The sequence below is a fragment of the Anaerosporobacter faecicola genome, assembly GCF_012070565.1.
Lineage (GTDB): Bacteria > Bacillota > Clostridia > Lachnospirales > Lachnospiraceae > Anaerosporobacter > Anaerosporobacter faecicola.
Map to the genome: position 1 here is coordinate 234,757 of NZ_JAAQRO010000022.1, position 15,797 is coordinate 250,553.

A 15,797-nucleotide genomic window follows, 5' to 3' on the forward strand; every position below is an offset into this window, starting at 1 on the left:
CGAATTACCTCCATTTCTTCGGCTTAAGTCGCTTAGCAAGTGTTTCACCTAACTTCACTGCATCTTTGCAGTCACCATGGATTGTGCCAATACAGATTTCTTCACTATCTTCCTCACAATACAAACCTCTTAGTTCAATCTCATCTCCACTAATTTGTGCATATCCAGCTATCGGTGACGTACATCCTCCATTTAATGCAGTTACAAAGGCTCTTTCACAACTAGATACAATTGCTGATTCTTTGCTAAAAAAGTCCTCTAGGAAAGAATAATCTTCCCCACTTCTTCCTTGTACCGCAAGAATTCCCTGACCCGCTGCTGGAATCATCTCTTCTGTCGATAAAATCTTTGATACAACATTCTCTAGTCCTAATCTCTTAATTCCTGCAAGAGCAAGCACCGTAGCGTTATAATCTTCTTCCTCTAACTTTCTAAGTCTCGTCTGTACATTTCCACGAAGCAACTTATATTCTAGATTAGGGTAAAGACGTTTTAATTGTAAGATTCTACGTTTACTAGAAGAACCCATAATTCCAGCATCTGTATCAATGTTAAATCCGTCTTTTATGATAATGGCATCTCTTGGATCTTCACGTTTTGAGAATCCGATTAATGGTAGGTCCTCTGGAATCTCCATCGGCATATCCTTTAAACTATGAACAGATAGATCAATTCTTCCTTCTCTAAGAGCAATATCTAGTTCCTTTACAAACAGGCCTTTCCCCCCAACCTTCTCAAGACTCTTATTCAAGATAATATCTCCTGTTGTCTTCATTGTCACTAGTTCTATCTCAATCTCTGGATGTGCTTTCTGTATTGCTTCTATAACAATTTGTGATTGTGTTACTGCAAGCTTACTTTCTCTACTTCCAATACGAATTACTTTTCTTAACACTTTACTCATGCAAATCCCATGTCCTTTCCAACGTCTAGATATTAATATTACGCTCGTGTATCAACTTGAAAGAATCCACTTTCATGCTACATACTTTTTAGTAAATTCTTAATCTTATCTGTTATACGTCTTGCCAAATGATGATTTGTCCCACTTGTTGTTACCCCTACTACAATAGAATCTTCACAGGCCACCCCCGGGAAATAGTACGTAGATTCTTCTTTGCTATCCGCTACACTTACTGGTATCAATAACTTTGAACAATCTTGCCCCACTTGCCGATTCACTTCTCTATTATTTGTTGCCGTAACTACAATTTTAGCTCCATCCACGTCACCTAAACGGTATTCTCTTTCCAGCCACTCAACCTTACCAAGCTTAACAAACTCCATTATTTCCTCTGTTATATGAGGAGATACTACAATAATATTAGCTCTAAACTGATTTAATGTGTTTATTCTTCTGCTCGCAATTCTTCCACCACCAACTACAACTACTTTGCAATCCGTTAATGGAATGAACAAAGGAAACGCCCTACTATTTGTATCCATACAAACACCCACTTTCAGAAGATTCTATTCATTACTATTCTTCCTAGAAGACTTCTCAATTGCTTCAAGGCAAACTTCCCATTTATCTTGATCAAGGTTTTCTTTTAACCCATATAGCAGATTTGTCACAACACGATTTGTTGCTACCTTAAGTAACTTCTCTAACTCTGTTACTGTATTGTCATCCACAATTAACTTTTTCGTCTGTTTATCAATTCTGTCTATTACACTTAATGCAGACGTTCTTCCTACACTTTGAATTAATGGTATATATTCTCTAAACAGGTACCACTTACGGAATTCTTGTTGATATTCCTCAAGTATCTCCATTGCAATGGCAACCGATTGATTATTAACCGTATTTGTTGATATTCCACCCAAACTATCAATATTGTACAATTTTATATGCTCCAGTTCTGCCAAACGAAGAGAAATATCCCTTGGAACAGCCATATCTACTAGAACACGTTTCTTTCCATCTGCAAACAGCGGATACGCTTCTTCATATCGAATTGTGTGATGTGGGCTTGTTGTTGCACTTACAATTACATTCATATCTGCAAGATTGTCATACCTCTCTTGGTAATCTATACAATTCACACCAAGTGGTACATCAATTTCTCTACTCTTGTACTGACGTAGTGTAACGGTTACTTTTGCTCCTGCTTGAAGCAGTCGCATAGCAGCTAATCTTCCAATCTCACCATTTCCAATTACCAAACAAGGAATACCGCTTATTGTATCAAATTCCTGTTGTAACACAGTAATCATATTCTCAACTACAGAAGAATTAACCGCCGTTAAATGCACACTCGCTTTCACTTTCTTAGCCGCTGTAATTGCTGTCTGAAACAACTTCTCTAACACAATATCTGTCGCCTCTGTATCTCGTGCATTTGCAAGAGCATCTTTCACCTGTGTTATGATCTGGTCTTCTCCGAATACCATAGACTTAAGTCCACATGCAAGTTCTAGAAGATGTTCCACTACATCCATTCCCTTTCTTCTTGTACACATGCCGACAAAAGAATTCATATCGATTTCCTTTACTCTGCACAATATTTCATAAGGATCCACTTCTTCTTCCTTCGTACTTATATACAATTCCGTACGATTACAAGTTGAAATCAATACACAGCCCGCGATTTCTTCTGGATACCATGCCATTATCTGATTCATAGCTCTTGCAGCATCATGTTTCGTAAAGCTAAAACTTTCTCTATATTCAATTGCCGCCTTACTATGATCAATTCCTACCATCAAAATATCCATCTCTATCTCCATATCCTTTCAAAAGCATATTAACTCGCGTATTTTGTAAATCATCTTATTTTATTCAACTACTACTATCGTTCGTTATTTATCTTGTATAATAGTGCATTACAGATAGCCGCCGCTACATAACTACCACCCTTACGACCTTTCAACGATTCCTATTATTTCATACTATTCTACTAGTAATTATAGTTTTCTACTTATTAAAACACAAGAATGATTTACAAATTTGGCTTTTGACACCCAAACCAGTTATTCAATTAATCCAAACACACTTATTCGATACCTTCTTCAATAATTCGATAAATGGCATCCATATCTAGATTCTTACGAATAGCATCTGCTAGTTGATTGTATTGTGTCTCTTTATATTCATTGATATCTAATGCACGAACATCCTTGCCGTTGTAACCTTTTGCCTCCAATAAGGCTCTCACAATACCGTTTACAACATTTGATGAATCAAAGACTCCATGTACATAGGTTCCATATACATTCCCTTTGCAAGTTCCATCTTCTTTCGTTTCTCCAACTTCTGTATCACTCTGTAGTCGTATACAATTTGGCTTGCTGCTTGTTGTGATTCCCATATGAATCTCATAACCTTCTAGTTCCACACCACGTAAGCCTTTTAGAACGCCTTCCACATGAGTAAATACACCATTTACTCTAGTTCTTGTCTTCTCTGGCATAAATATTGTATCATTTGGAAGTAATCCAAGTCCTTTTACCTTCTCTAAAGTATGATTCTTTGTCTCAATGCCACTTGGATCAGAAATTGTATTCCCTAACATCTGATAACCCCCACATACACCGAATATCACTTTACCTCTTGCTGCATGTTGTAGAATCTTTGCTTCTAATCCTGATTCTCTAAGCCACAACAAGTCTTCTATTGTATTCTTTGTTCCCGGTAGTATAATCATATCCGGGTCCATTAATTCCGCTGGATTGCTTACATAACGCAAGGATACCTCTTCTATATATTCGAATGGATTGAAATCTGTAAAGTTCGATATTTTTGGCAAACGTATTACCGCAATATCCACCAACCCTGTTGTACTTTTTTTATAAAAACGTTCTGATAAACTATCTTCATCATCAATATCAAGATGACAATATGGCATAACACCACTAACTGGTATTCCCACTTTATCTTCCAACATCTTAAGCCCAGGCTCTAGAATCGTCTTATCACCTCGAAACTTATTGATAATTAACCCCTTCACCATCGCCTGTTCTTCTTTCTCTAGAAGTAGAATTGTTCCAAGCAATTGTGCAAACACACCACCTCGGTCGATATCACCCACTAACAATACCGGTGACTTCGCCATCTTTGCCATGCCCATATTCACAATATCTTCACTCTTAAGATTAATCTCAGCAGGACTTCCCGCACCTTCAATTACAACAATATCATTCTGTTGTTCTAACTTATGATACGCTTTTAGAATATCTGGTATATACTTCTTCTTACACGCAAAATACTCTCTTGCTGACATTGTTCCAACCACTTCACCATTTACAATAACTTGCGATCCTGTATCATTCGTAGGTTTTAACAAGATAGGATTCATAAGAACAGAAGGTTCAATGCCCGCTGCTTCTGCTTGCATCACTTGTGCTCTTCCCATCTCCAAGCCTTCTTTCGTTATGAATGAGTTCAATGCCATATTCTGCGATTTGAATGGTGTAACCTTATATCCATCTTGTACAAATACTCGACACAATCCTCCCGTCAAGATACTTTTCCCCGCATTCGACATTGTCCCTTGTATCATAATTGACTTACCCATTGTGCTCCTCCCCTACATACATCTCTTGATTAGCAATAATCTTCTTCATAACCCGAATTAAATGTTGATTCTCTTCCCTTTTTCTAACCGCTATCCTGTAGTATCCTTTTGTTAAGCCTTTGTAATTACTACAATCTCTAATTAATATTTTATATTTCAACAGTTCTCTATACCAGTCCGTGTCATGGTGAAAGAAGATATAATTTGCTTCTGGCTTATACACCCGAATACCCATACTTTCTAATTCTGCACATAAGTAGTCCCGTTCTTTCCTCACATATCTTTTTGTACATGCAACATACTCATCCTCATGAACAGCTGCTACTCCAGCAGCTTGAGCAGGAACAGACACCGACCACGGTTGGCTAACTTTATTCATGTGTGCTAACACAGCAGTATTACTTGTAATTAGATACCCGAGTCGAAGTCCTGCCATTGCATACATTTTCGTAAAAGCCTTTAGAATGCAGAGATTGTTGTAAGTAGCTAACTCATTTGTTAGCGTATTTTCTTCCGTATTATCAAGAAAATCATTGAAACATTCATCCATAATCACCCGAATCCCACGCGTCACACAAGTAGTAAGTATGGCTTGTAGTGTGGACATAGGTATCGTATTGCCAACAGGGTTATTCGGATTACATAGTATAATTAGATCAAGTTCATCAGTAAGTAGTTGTAAGTAGTCCGGTAATAAGGTGAATGCATTCTCTTCCGTCAGAGAGTAATAAGCAATAGAACAGTCAACAGACTGAAGAGCTTGTTCATATTCAGAAAAGGTAGGAGAAAGTAATAAAGCACGTTTTGGTTTCAATGCATGAATAAGAGTAAAAAGTACATCAGCAGCTCCATTCCCAAAGTAAAGCCAATCAGGATTAATCGATAACTTCTTAGAAAGTTCCATTCTCAACTTTGTACAAGATACATCTGGATAATTCCCCATATCTTTAAGACTATCCGCTGCAGCTTTCATAATATGTTCATTCACTCCAAGTGGATTGATATTGGCAGAGAAATCATGCTCTGGATTGTGCCGATAGATATCGCCACCATGTACATAAATCTGTCTATCATTCTTAACTTCATCTAATGCATTCGTGTGCTTCATGATTATCTCCTTTCCGTTATAGTAATTGTTCTATTATTCTTCCCCTAGAACAAACCGAATCCCATCATAACTACAATCTTCATTCCCAACAATGCGATTAACGAGGTAATTGCACATGTATACAGTAATTGGTTTGCTCTCTTAATGTCATCAATCTCTATGTTTCGCATGGAATCACCAATATACTCTTTCTTATAAAGTTTTCCAAAGTAATACGCATCGCCTGCTAATTGGATTCGCAATGCCCCCGCACATACAGACTCTGTATGCGCCGAATTCGGACTTGCATGTTTATAGCGGTCTCTTCTATAGATTCGGTATGCATTCTTCGCATCCATACGTAATAGCAATGCACTTAATATCATCATATATGCTGAAAATCTTGCTGGTATATAATTCACGATATCATCTAACTTCGCTGCAAATCTTCCTAGATATAGGTATTTATCATTCTTGTATCCAATCATAGAATCCATAGTATTAATAGACTTATATAAGAAACCAAGTGGTGCTCCTCCTATCACAATAGCAAGTAAAGGAGCTATACTTCCGTCTGAGGTGTTCTCTGCAACTGTCTCTACTGCTGCTTTTGTAATTCCTACTGCATCAAGACTCTGTGTATCACGACCAACAATCATAGACACTGCACAGCGTGCCTTCTCAATATCCTTCGTCGCTAATTCTTTGTATACTTTCATACTCTCAACTTTCAATGATTTCGTTGCAAGAAGTTGATAGCAGAACACACTCTCCACAGCCAAACCAAGGTAGCGATCAAATCCATAACAGAATACTAAGATTGCCAATGGAATTGTCGTTGAAACTACCATCACTATAAGTGCTAACAAGGTACCACCGATTAATTCTCCACGCTTTGTCTTAGGGAAACACGCTCTTACCGCCTTCTCCATAATCTGTATAAGCTTTCCGATTAATCGAACCGGGTGGTATAACCAGTGGGGATCACCTATTATAAGATCTAGAACAAATCCTATGATACATGCATATATGGTATATCTCATCGTTACTGTTCCTCCCTATTAAGCTTCTCTTTCACAACCACATAACGATCGTTGCAATCACCAAACCATGTCACCTCATTAACCTCTATCGTAAAACCTTGCCCATTATCTACTTTCCAATGATAAAAATCTTCTACTGGTCTTGCATACTTCTCAAGGATTGCCATAATGGTTCCACCATGAACAACAAGTGCCCCCTCTTTAACCCCATTCTTATAGAACCGTTCTACCGCTTTATCAAATCCAATCACACAACGCTCTCGAAACATCATCTGATCTTCCCCATCTGGAAATGGTATCTTACCCTCTTTAGAAATCCATTCTTGATAGACAGGGTCGTCTTTTAATTCTTCATAGTTCATGCCTTCAAATCGACCAAAATCGCACTCTCGTAACTCCACCAAAGAATTCGATTGCATATCTGGATAGATATATTCTGCCGTCTCTATACATCGTCTCATTGGGCTTGTTATCAACATCTGGGCAGTTGGATATTGATACCTTGCTAACAATTCAATTCCTTCTTTACATAACGACTCATCTGTCGAACCGATGTAACATCTCTTCTTATTTCCTGGTGTCATTGAATGTCTTATCAGATAAATCAACATACTTTCGTACCTCCTGGTAATTATTCATAACATTCTTCTGGTAATCCTGCTTAATTATTAGATTACTTAATCCACTGAACGTAACACATTTATTTTAATTGCATAGGAATTCCACAAGTAATTCGATAAACTTCCTGTGACTTTTTCGCTATTGTACAACAGATTCTTCCTGTCTGTTCACGATAGTTTCTTTCAAACTTATCAATTGGAACAATTCCATAGCCAATTTCTGTAGTTACTAGAATTACTTGTGGATTTTGAAGGACGATCTGCTCCACAATTTCAGATATATCTACTTTCTCACTTAACATACGACGGACAATCAGATGAAAGTGATTAATAATTGTAGCTTCATATAATTCCTCAAGCTTCGTATATGTCTCATCCACAATCCTACACGAATTGCCTTCATTCTCCCTATATCCAGAATAATCTGCGTAAGATTTTTCAACAAACTCTTTTGCGAATGTTAATTTACCTTGTGCTGTTCCACCTATAACCAGTCTCATATCTTTCACCAACTTTCCGTGTTCCACCGAAAGGATCTGGTGGTTTATTTACATTTATTCCTCTGCCCTCTTTATATAAGACCATGCATACCTATACCATTCTATGACACACTACCAGCCAGATTAAGATAGCCAACTCATTATATTGTAGGAAATACCCCGCAAGATCACCTGTTATTCCTCCAAATTGTCGCTTACATACATGATAATGATATGCGAATACCAACATGGAAACGATAATGATTCCTCCGCCAAGCAGTAAATCCATCCACAATAGCACTGTAAAACACACGAAACTATACACAATCATCGTAAGTTTTACACGACTTTTGTGGGACATATCTGAAAATGTAGCCGCTAACCCTGTATTCTTAGCTAAGGGAAATGTTACAACACTAAGCCCACTCAATGCTCTTGTTAATACATAACCAACAGCGATAAATGGTACTACCTCTACTGGAACCTCACTCCACATTCCAAATGTCAACACAAAGTAACATACAGCACCAATAATTGCAAATGCACCGGTATGAGGGTCTTTTAAAATCTCTAACTTCTTCTCTCGATCACCATAAGAATTTAAAGCATCTAAAGTATCTAGGAGTCCATCGACATGAATTCCACCTGTATAAAGAATTGGCAACACGGTCATAACCGCTGCAAAACATATCGTTCCTACCCCTTGGTACCACAATAGATTAGCAACACCATACACAATTGCTCCCAATAACGCTCCAACCAAAGGAAAAAAACAGAATGCATATCTCATATTCTTATCGGTCCAATTCACCTTCGGCATTGGAACTTTCGAATACATAGAGAATGCAATGATACACGATTGTAACACTCAATCACCTTCTTTCTTACAATACACCGGAATTCCATACACTACTTCAATAACCTCATCTGCCATACGTGCAAGTTCCTGGTTAATCTCACCGAGATAACGTATATATCGCATCGTCTCTTCATCATAAACAATCCCATCACTAGCTACTTCATTTGTCACTATAATAAGATTTTTTACTTGTTGTTTCAAACGATGAATTCCCTCTACAATACATGGAACGGTATGATTGCCCGCTCCATCTTCTTGATACATTTCATTTGCCACGAGATTAGACATGCAATCTAGCAATACGGTATGACTCGCATCTAACCTAAGTCTATTCAAACCGGTATAACATTCAATTGTAGTAAAATTCTTCTCCCTTCGCATTCTACGATGTCTGTTAATCTTTTGTCTTGCTTCCTCATCAAATGCTACCATTGTAGCAATATAGATTCGGTTGTCTTGGCTATATTGTATTGTTCGATCTTCGGCGTATTCTGATTTTCCACTTCCACTTCCGCCTGTCACTACCATCATCATGATTCAAATACCTCATAATTATCAATCTTTATCTGTTCAAATGTACTCATCGAACGATAAACTGCTAACCCCATATCAAGAAGAGGTAACACCGCTACTGCTCCTGTTCCTTCTCCTAGACACATATCACACGTAATATATGGTTTTAACCCTAAAGCTTCTAAGACCATATGTCCTGCTGGTTCTTTGGATACATGAGATGGCATCATATAGTCAAGTGCCTTTGGTTCAATCCTTGCCGCTACTAATGCTGCTACTGCACAGATAAATCCATCAATTACAATCGGAATCTGATAGATTGCACCTCCAAGAAATGCTCCAACAAGCCCCGCGATATCCAGTCCTCCAACCTTAGCAATTACATCAAGCGGATCTTCCTTATTGGGTTTATTCACTTCAATTGCTTTTTCAATTGCATGAATCTTACGACTCAGCCCTTCATTCGTAAGCCCCGCCCCCTTACCTGTAACTAAGGAGACTGGTTGTTCTAGTAGGACAGAAGCAATTGCACTACTTGTTGTTGTATTACCAATCCCCATCTCTCCTGTCGCAAGTATATTGTACCCTTCTTCTTTGCATGTTCTTACAACATCAATACCGATTAAGATTGCTTTCGTTGCTTCCTCTCTTGTCATAGCAGGTCCTTTGGTCATATTCTTTGTTCCATATGCAACTTTCCTATCCGCTCTTGTTATGCTAGGGACATCAACTGCAATACCAATATCAATTGGAATAACATCTGCCTTTGCAATCTGTGCCATCTTACATACACTTGTTTCATTCTTTGAGAAATTATCCGATACAATAGCCGTTACTTCTTGCCCGGTCTGTGTAACACCTTCTTCAACAACACCATTATCACCACAGAAGATAAGTAACCCTCTCTTATCTAATGTATAATCATGTTGTCTCTTCATACCAGCCATATCAATAACTGCATCCTCTAATTTCCCCAGGCTAAATAAAGGTTTTGCAATTAAAAGCCAATGCTTTCTAGCCGCTTCCATTGCCACCTTATCTTTCGGCTGTATTCTGGCTATGAATTCCTCTAATGAATGCTCTTCCATGCTTATTGTCCTCCCCTAAATGAATTAATATGATGATAACACTTACATGCCAGCAGATAATTTCTACCCCACTTTGTCTTGTATTCTCTGGCAGTACCAAACCTAGATGTCGACTTTCTAACTGAAAATTCTCAAGAGGTGGCAAATATCCTACAACCGGGATTTTCATCTCTTTTCTACAACAGGTTTCATTCTCTCATACTTGCCATGGACAATTAAAGTCCTTACTCCGCCTCTACAATATGACGGATAAACATCTCTTGTACCACTTCTAATTCTCCTAAACCCTGCATCTTACAATCTACTTCATATCCTTCCCTAAGTAAGATTGATTTCCACGAATATTCTTCATCACATGCCATATCATTCTTAGCATGGTCTCCCGCCACAATCATGAATGGCAATAATAATACTTTTGTGTATTGTCTTTGTTTCATTCGTCCGATTGCATCTTCTAATGTTGGATATCCTTTAACCGTAGCCATATAAACTTGCGAGTATCCTTCTGCACGGAACGTATAATCGATGGCAGGATATACCGCATTGGCATGGTGACTCGTACCATGTCCCATGAGCAGAATTGCTTCCTGCTCATTCACATGATTATCGCTTACAATGCAATTAACTAATTCCTTATAATCCGTGGTGTCTGATAATAATGGTTTTCCTATACGAACAACTTCAAACCTGGCACGATAAGGCTCAATCTCTTCCAACATTTTCTCATACTCAATCCCGTTGATAATATGTGTTGGTTGTACGATTACTTCCGTAAATCCTTTATCAACTAAGGACTTCATTGCCTCTGCAACCGTTGGCACAATCGTATTATAACAATTACGCAACTTACGAATGATAATATTACTTGTAAATGCGCGATATACTTGGTATTCTGGATACTCTTTTGCTATCTTCTTTTCTATCACATCTATTGTCTTTCTTCTTGTATCTTCATCACTAGTACCAAAACTAACCACTAATATCGCTTTCTTCATTTATTCTTCCTCCAGCGTCTATCATGACCATCAACTCATCTATTGTTGTTGGACATACTCTACATACGAGTTTCTGCCTTCTTGACATAAAAAAAGCCTCCTTCTCTTTCTTCTTCCTGCGTATACCACAGGTTCCCACCTGTGAGTATACCCAGGTAAGTTCATGTATTGGAATTTCCAATTACACGTTACCTACCTAGATACAACAACAGGTACGAAAAGAAAGAGAGGAAGCATCTATTCTAATTTGCTAATTCTCTCTACATTAACTACCTGGTTATATCCCCGTAACCTCGTAAATTCATTCTCAGTCGGGTGTTCTGGCTCGGGCTTCAATCATAGTACTTCGCCTTCCCATTATTCACAGTGACATAATGAAGTACTACTATTCCCATACAGCAGCGGGTACTGCGCAGGATTCTGACCTGCTTCCCCATCTATATTCTTACATGATAAGACGTACAAATACCACACAAACACCACTGTGTAAGATTTGTTAGAACAATGGCATCTTTCTTCCCATTGCATAATACGATACAGATGGATTACACTCTACCGTCCAGTTCGTATACATTCATGTCAAGATTATAGATAATCCTGAAAATTACATTAAATTTACCTTAATAAGAGTAGCATGCGTATCTTTACTTGTCAACATACGTCGTATCCTTACAGATCTAACGTAGTTGTCTTCTAACAATTCAGGTTCGTGACTTATATTAACTACATCTTAAATTTATATTCACTTACCCTAGAAAATATTTTATATATTTAATTTGTTTTCAAACTGTGCAATTCCTTGTTCATAACTGTTAATTTTCCAGTCAAGTCTTGATAGCGAATTCGTTAATTCCTGAATCTTATTTACTAGATGTTCTCTTTGCTCTAATAAAATCTTTTTCCTTACTGGAACTGTATCTTCCATACCTTCAAACAATGATACATATTCAATTAAAGCGTTAACAGATACCCCTGCACTTCGCATACATTTTATGTATTCGATCCATGTACAATCCGCTTTCGAGTAGTTGCGAATACCACTCGATGTTCTACCTATCCTGGGCAATAATTTAATACGTTCGTAATACCGTAAAGTATCTGCTGTAATATCGTATTTTCTACATACTTCTGATATTCGCATCGGAATCACCTCCAATTTACAATTTACTTCAAGTGTTGAACAATCCTATATATATTCTAAAAAGCATTATACTTGATGAAAGTACTTTTTAATCGCCCCAACTTTATCTACATTCTCCCAATGTCTAATACAATCGAGTCTTCCAAAATGACCATATGCTGCTAATTTCTTGTATATTGGTTCTCTCATCTGGAATCTTTCTATAATTGATGCAGGTCTTAGCTCAAATACTGCATTAATCATATGTATTATATCTTCGTCAGGTATATTCGATGTACCGAATGTATTAACATAAACCGATACAGGATTCGCTACACCAATTGCATAGGCAATCTGAACTTCACATTTTTTTGCAATCTTAGCAGCAACTATATTTTTTGCTACATATCTAGCAGCATATGCTCCTGTTCGGTCGACTTTCGTTGCATCTTTTCCCGAAAATGCACCACCACCATGCCGTCCCATACCTCCATAAGTATCTACAATAATCTTTCTTCCTGTAAGTCCAGTATCTGCTGAAGGTCCCCCTTTAACAAATCGTCCGGTAGGATTAACAAGTATTTTGGTATGATCATCTATATAGACATTCGGAATAACAGGCATAATAACAGAATTTTTTACATCAGATAAAATCTTATCTTGTGGTACATTATCCTTATGCTGCGTTGATACTACAATTGTATCAATCCGTACTGGTTTGTCATCCCGATACTCAAACGTAACCATCGACTTTCCATCAGGTCCAAGATAATCAAGCACCTTATTTTTGCGGACATAACTTAATTGATGACATAATTTATGTGCATAGAATAATGGCGCCGGCATTAGGCTTTCCGTTTCATCACAGGCATATCCAAACATCATACCTTGGTCGCCTGCACCTATCATATTATAGTTATCATTTTCAAGACACGAATCACACATATTACAATTTACTTCTCTAGATTTGTATTCTTTCGAGCTACTAACTCCCATATTAATATCTTCTGATTGCTTGTCTATTCTAATAATAACTTCACATGTCTTTGCATTGAATCCAAACTGATCTCCAACATACCCAATCTCTTCGACAGTTTCCCTAACAACCCTTTCTATATCCACAATTGCATTTGAAGTTATTTCACCCATAACTGAGATTATACCTGTAGTTGCAGTAACCTCACATGCAACCCTTGCATTAGGATCCTTCTCCAAGTATGCATCTAATATTGCATCCGATAAAATATCACACATTTTATCAGGATGTCCTTCCGTTACGGATTCTGATGTAAATAAATATGTATTGTTCATACAGTCCCTCCTCTTTTTAGGGATATCCCCTATTTAAACTACTAAATCTTTAAGATATCTTACTTCATGTTGATCATCTCAACAACACACTATTGTTCTAATTTACTGGTCTTATAGACTCTTGGGTGATAATTTTGCATAGTAAAGTAATAGAAAAGCTACCCCATATAGGTCTATTATCCTATATTGAGGTAGCCTCTAATTTACTATTAAATTATAATGATGATGCAAGGGTCAAAAGGTCATTGTGGGAGTTGCAAAGCAACAGACAATTCGTACATCAACATTGGTCAAATTCACTTAGATTTTAAGCCATAAGGCAGGACGAACCCCACCTGTACATCTTCCATCACTTATATTACCTTTTAATATATTATTACCCTGAATACCAATATTACCATCACCATGTATATATACTGCTTTAACACCAACACGACCAGGTGTCCGAGTCCACCACCACCAAACTTGTTCATTATTAGATTCTAGCCGTGCTACTCGTTTACTATTGTTTACATCTTTTCTTTCAAACCAATATCTCTGATTTTTCCCTGGATTGTACAGTTTTGCACTACTATCGCCAAAATATCTACATACTGCTTCTTCCATACTAAGCAAGAATATACGATCCGTTGTATCTTCTCCACCATATGTTCCATACCATTGATTATCAAGATTTTTATTTATCACAGGTACTATTCTTTCTTTCTCGTTTGTACTAAATTTGTCATAAAATTCTCCATTCAAGTATCTTCTTAGGGAACAATCAGCCCAAGTTATATCTTTATACTCATCATGATAAGAACGATGGTCGATTATATGCTCTGTTATAATTAAAGCCAAATCATCCTTAATATCAAGAATTCTCCAACTATACTCTCCAAAGTGTATTACATCTCCAATCACATTATTCATCATTCAGTTTCTCCTTATCCTTCTCTTTAATTGGCAATAACAAATCTAATTGTAAAGCCTCCATTTCACTATGTTGTATATAATGATAAAAATTAAGTGTTTCTTCAAAACCGTATCCTACACAAGTATCTGTAGAATTCCAACGCTTGGTATCACAATCTTCCTCATACTTATCATTATTACTTACCCATTCCTTTAACAGACGCCAATCTTCAAAATCCCACGTTCTCAACACATGAGCAGCATATAAGCCTCCATTAAAAGTACGTTTTACTAGTGGTAGAGAAACTTCCATATCATCTGGAATTGATACCCACATCTCATATGCACGAGAAGGGTTCTCTTCTGCCATATCTTCCGTAGAGCAGTCAAAGCCAAAACTACGAGCATCCGGTTTTAATCTTAGTAAATCATTATTCCTTACAAACTGACTTATCGTATCAAACACCTTACCCTCACAGTCATCCCCATAGGCATACGTAACGGCCACACTCATAGGTGGAAGATAGACAATTCTTACGTCGTTATCTTCCAACTTATTTAGTTTTTTACTTGCTTGATTCAGTTGTTCCAATGATTTATCCTCCTTAAAATTAATTTTTGATACAGTCAGCGAATCTACAATCTCTAATAAACCTTCATCATCTGGTAATACAAACACGTCACTTCCAATATTGAGACGATTGATAAATACTTCAACTACATCTCGTATGGTTGAGAGTGATGCAATCTCCTCCTCGATGTCACTAAGATTACGTTCCAATATATCGATTGCTATACTCACATCTGAATTATTCAACATCTCAGCTATTTGTTTTAGCGGTATCCTCAATTTCCGTAATATAATAACTTGACGCAAACGTTTTATTGCCTCCATATCATATACACGGTAAGCATAATTATCCTTTTTAGTAGGCATGATCAACCCTACTTGTTCGTAATACCGAAGCGTGCGATTTGATATAGAAAAATGTTTAGAAACCTGACCAATGGTTTTTAGTTCCATAGATATCCCCCCTAGTATAATAATGTCATAGTCATAAAATACTACATTAAAAAGATTATTAAATCTCTCTTTGTAACTTCTACTAGTGGTCTTTCAATCTAATCATAAAGGTTGACGCGACGTAAATGTCAATATAATTATTAAAAAAAAATTATCACGACAGATCTGTAGTAACCACATAGTTGGTAGACTTTTTTTGCAACAGTTCCTACTATATGATATAACATGCGGGATAATTTAACAATAA

At 37.2% G+C, this 15,797-nt stretch carries 18 protein-coding genes and 1 riboswitch; all 18 genes read right to left on the reverse strand.

Features of this window, described 5'->3' with window-relative positions; all coding sequences use genetic code 11:
- Nucleotides 1–4: 4 nt before the first annotated feature.
- The 18 genes from hemC to HBB17_RS09290 all read right to left on the reverse strand — a co-directional run bounded on the left by hemC (nucleotide 5) and on the right by HBB17_RS09290 (nucleotide 15,550).
- Nucleotides 5–904 carry a hydroxymethylbilane synthase gene (gene hemC / locus HBB17_RS09205; RefSeq protein ID WP_167957181.1) on the reverse strand — a complete coding sequence of 300 codons (900 nt, stop codon included), beginning with the start codon at nucleotides 902–904 and terminating at the stop codon, nucleotides 5–7.
- A gap of 77 nt (nucleotides 905–981) precedes the next feature.
- Nucleotides 982–1,446 carry a precorrin-2 dehydrogenase/sirohydrochlorin ferrochelatase family protein gene (locus HBB17_RS09210; RefSeq protein ID WP_167957182.1) on the reverse strand — a complete coding sequence of 155 codons (465 nt, stop codon included), beginning with the start codon at nucleotides 1,444–1,446 and terminating at the stop codon, nucleotides 982–984.
- A gap of 24 nt (nucleotides 1,447–1,470) precedes the next feature.
- A complete protein-coding gene (hemA, locus tag HBB17_RS09215; RefSeq protein ID WP_167957183.1) occupies nucleotides 1,471–2,730 on the reverse strand; it encodes a glutamyl-tRNA reductase in 1,260 nt (419 codons plus the stop codon).
- A gap of 62 nt (nucleotides 2,731–2,792) precedes the next feature.
- Nucleotides 2,793–2,873, reverse strand: a complete 81-nt coding sequence (locus HBB17_RS20790; RefSeq protein WP_167957327.1) for a precorrin-8X methylmutase — start codon at nucleotides 2,871–2,873, stop codon at nucleotides 2,793–2,795.
- Nucleotides 2,874–2,996: 123 nt separating this feature from the next.
- Nucleotides 2,997–4,517, reverse strand: a complete 1,521-nt coding sequence (locus HBB17_RS09225) for a cobyric acid synthase (protein WP_167957184.1) — start codon at nucleotides 4,515–4,517, stop codon at nucleotides 2,997–2,999.
- Nucleotides 4,510–5,625, reverse strand: a complete 1,116-nt coding sequence (locus HBB17_RS09230) for a pyridoxal phosphate-dependent aminotransferase (protein WP_167957185.1) — start codon at nucleotides 5,623–5,625, stop codon at nucleotides 4,510–4,512. The genes HBB17_RS09225 and HBB17_RS09230 overlap by 8 nt, the downstream gene beginning before the upstream one ends.
- A gap of 44 nt (nucleotides 5,626–5,669) precedes the next feature.
- Complete coding sequence (cbiB, locus tag HBB17_RS09235; protein ID WP_167957186.1) at nucleotides 5,670–6,647, reverse strand: adenosylcobinamide-phosphate synthase CbiB; 978 nt, start codon at nucleotides 6,645–6,647, stop codon at nucleotides 5,670–5,672.
- Between the two features lie 2 nt (nucleotides 6,648–6,649).
- Nucleotides 6,650–7,258, reverse strand: coding sequence for a histidine phosphatase family protein (locus HBB17_RS09240; RefSeq protein WP_167957187.1), 609 nt, complete (start codon nucleotides 7,256–7,258; stop codon nucleotides 6,650–6,652).
- 89 nt (nucleotides 7,259–7,347) lie between these two features.
- Complete coding sequence (locus HBB17_RS09245) at nucleotides 7,348–7,794, reverse strand: bifunctional adenosylcobinamide kinase/adenosylcobinamide-phosphate guanylyltransferase (protein ID WP_167957188.1); 447 nt, start codon at nucleotides 7,792–7,794, stop codon at nucleotides 7,348–7,350.
- A 64-nt stretch (nucleotides 7,795–7,858) separates the two neighbouring features.
- Entirely contained in the window at nucleotides 7,859–8,584 is a 726-nt protein-coding gene (locus HBB17_RS09250) for an adenosylcobinamide-GDP ribazoletransferase (RefSeq protein ID WP_167957189.1), read from the reverse strand.
- Nucleotides 8,585–8,614: 30 nt separating this feature from the next.
- The gene (locus HBB17_RS09255; protein WP_167957190.1) at nucleotides 8,615–9,139 is read right to left on the reverse strand and encodes a bifunctional adenosylcobinamide kinase/adenosylcobinamide-phosphate guanylyltransferase; all 525 of its coding nucleotides are present in this window, start codon (nucleotides 9,137–9,139) and stop codon (nucleotides 8,615–8,617) included.
- Complete coding sequence (cobT, locus tag HBB17_RS09260; protein WP_167957191.1) at nucleotides 9,136–10,206, reverse strand: nicotinate-nucleotide--dimethylbenzimidazole phosphoribosyltransferase; 1,071 nt, start codon at nucleotides 10,204–10,206, stop codon at nucleotides 9,136–9,138. The genes HBB17_RS09255 and cobT overlap by 4 nt, the downstream gene beginning before the upstream one ends.
- A complete protein-coding gene (locus HBB17_RS09265) occupies nucleotides 10,154–10,375 on the reverse strand; it encodes a hypothetical protein (protein WP_167957007.1) in 222 nt (73 codons plus the stop codon). The genes cobT and HBB17_RS09265 overlap by 53 nt, the downstream gene beginning before the upstream one ends.
- 55 nt (nucleotides 10,376–10,430) lie before the next feature.
- Nucleotides 10,431–11,201, reverse strand: a complete 771-nt coding sequence (locus HBB17_RS09270; protein ID WP_167957192.1) for a sirohydrochlorin cobaltochelatase — start codon at nucleotides 11,199–11,201, stop codon at nucleotides 10,431–10,433.
- A 293-nt stretch (nucleotides 11,202–11,494) separates the two neighbouring features.
- A riboswitch (cobalamin riboswitch) is annotated at nucleotides 11,495–11,678 on the reverse strand.
- A gap of 286 nt (nucleotides 11,679–11,964) precedes the next feature.
- Complete coding sequence (locus tag HBB17_RS09275; protein ID WP_167957193.1) at nucleotides 11,965–12,342, reverse strand: MerR family transcriptional regulator; 378 nt, start codon at nucleotides 12,340–12,342, stop codon at nucleotides 11,965–11,967.
- Between the two features lie 66 nt (nucleotides 12,343–12,408).
- On the reverse strand, nucleotides 12,409–13,632 hold the full coding sequence (metK, locus tag HBB17_RS09280; protein WP_167957194.1) for a methionine adenosyltransferase: 1,224 nt from the start codon (nucleotides 13,630–13,632) through the stop codon (nucleotides 12,409–12,411).
- Nucleotides 13,633–13,932: 300 nt separating this feature from the next.
- Nucleotides 13,933–14,547 (reverse strand): DUF6273 domain-containing protein, encoded by a 615-nt coding sequence (locus tag HBB17_RS09285; RefSeq protein WP_167957195.1) that lies wholly within the window; start codon nucleotides 14,545–14,547, stop codon nucleotides 13,933–13,935.
- Nucleotides 14,537–15,550: a MerR family transcriptional regulator gene (locus HBB17_RS09290; protein WP_167957196.1), complete on the reverse strand. Its 1,014-nt coding sequence runs from the start codon at nucleotides 15,548–15,550 to the stop codon at nucleotides 14,537–14,539. Before HBB17_RS09290 ends, HBB17_RS09285 begins: the two co-directional genes overlap by 11 nt.
- Nucleotides 15,551–15,797: the final 247 nt, after the last annotated feature.

What these genes read in the sequence shown, in the direction of transcription:
- hemC (WP_167957181.1), bottom strand. Translation starts at nt 904, where the DNA reads ATGAGTAAAGTGTTAAGAAAAGTAATTCGTATTGGAAGTAGAGAAAGT.
- HBB17_RS09210 (WP_167957182.1), bottom strand. Translation starts at nt 1,446, where the DNA reads ATGGATACAAATAGTAGGGCGTTTCCTTTGTTCATTCCATTAACGGAT.
- hemA (WP_167957183.1), bottom strand. Translation starts at nt 2,730, where the DNA reads ATGGAGATAGAGATGGATATTTTGATGGTAGGAATTGATCATAGTAAG.
- HBB17_RS09225 (WP_167957184.1), bottom strand. Translation starts at nt 4,517, where the DNA reads ATGGGTAAGTCAATTATGATACAAGGGACAATGTCGAATGCGGGGAAA.
- HBB17_RS09230 (WP_167957185.1), bottom strand. Translation starts at nt 5,625, where the DNA reads ATGAAGCACACGAATGCATTAGATGAAGTTAAGAATGATAGACAGATT.
- cbiB (WP_167957186.1), bottom strand. Translation starts at nt 6,647, where the DNA reads ATGAGATATACCATATATGCATGTATCATAGGATTTGTTCTAGATCTT.
- HBB17_RS09240 (WP_167957187.1), bottom strand. Translation starts at nt 7,258, where the DNA reads ATGTTGATTTATCTGATAAGACATTCAATGACACCAGGAAATAAGAAG.
- HBB17_RS09250 (WP_167957189.1), bottom strand. Translation starts at nt 8,584, where the DNA reads ATGTATTCGAAAGTTCCAATGCCGAAGGTGAATTGGACCGATAAGAAT.
- HBB17_RS09255 (WP_167957190.1), bottom strand. Translation starts at nt 9,139, where the DNA reads ATGATGATGGTAGTGACAGGCGGAAGTGGAAGTGGAAAATCAGAATAC.
- cobT (WP_167957191.1), bottom strand. Translation starts at nt 10,206, where the DNA reads ATGGAAGAGCATTCATTAGAGGAATTCATAGCCAGAATACAGCCGAAA.
- HBB17_RS09265 (WP_167957007.1), bottom strand. Translation starts at nt 10,375, where the DNA reads ATGAAAATCCCGGTTGTAGGATATTTGCCACCTCTTGAGAATTTTCAG.
- HBB17_RS09270 (WP_167957192.1), bottom strand. Translation starts at nt 11,201, where the DNA reads ATGAAGAAAGCGATATTAGTGGTTAGTTTTGGTACTAGTGATGAAGAT.
- HBB17_RS09275 (WP_167957193.1), bottom strand. Translation starts at nt 12,342, where the DNA reads ATGCGAATATCAGAAGTATGTAGAAAATACGATATTACAGCAGATACT.
- metK (WP_167957194.1), bottom strand. Translation starts at nt 13,632, where the DNA reads ATGAACAATACATATTTATTTACATCAGAATCCGTAACGGAAGGACAT.
- HBB17_RS09285 (WP_167957195.1), bottom strand. Translation starts at nt 14,547, where the DNA reads ATGATGAATAATGTGATTGGAGATGTAATACACTTTGGAGAGTATAGT.
- HBB17_RS09290 (WP_167957196.1), bottom strand. Translation starts at nt 15,550, where the DNA reads ATGGAACTAAAAACCATTGGTCAGGTTTCTAAACATTTTTCTATATCA.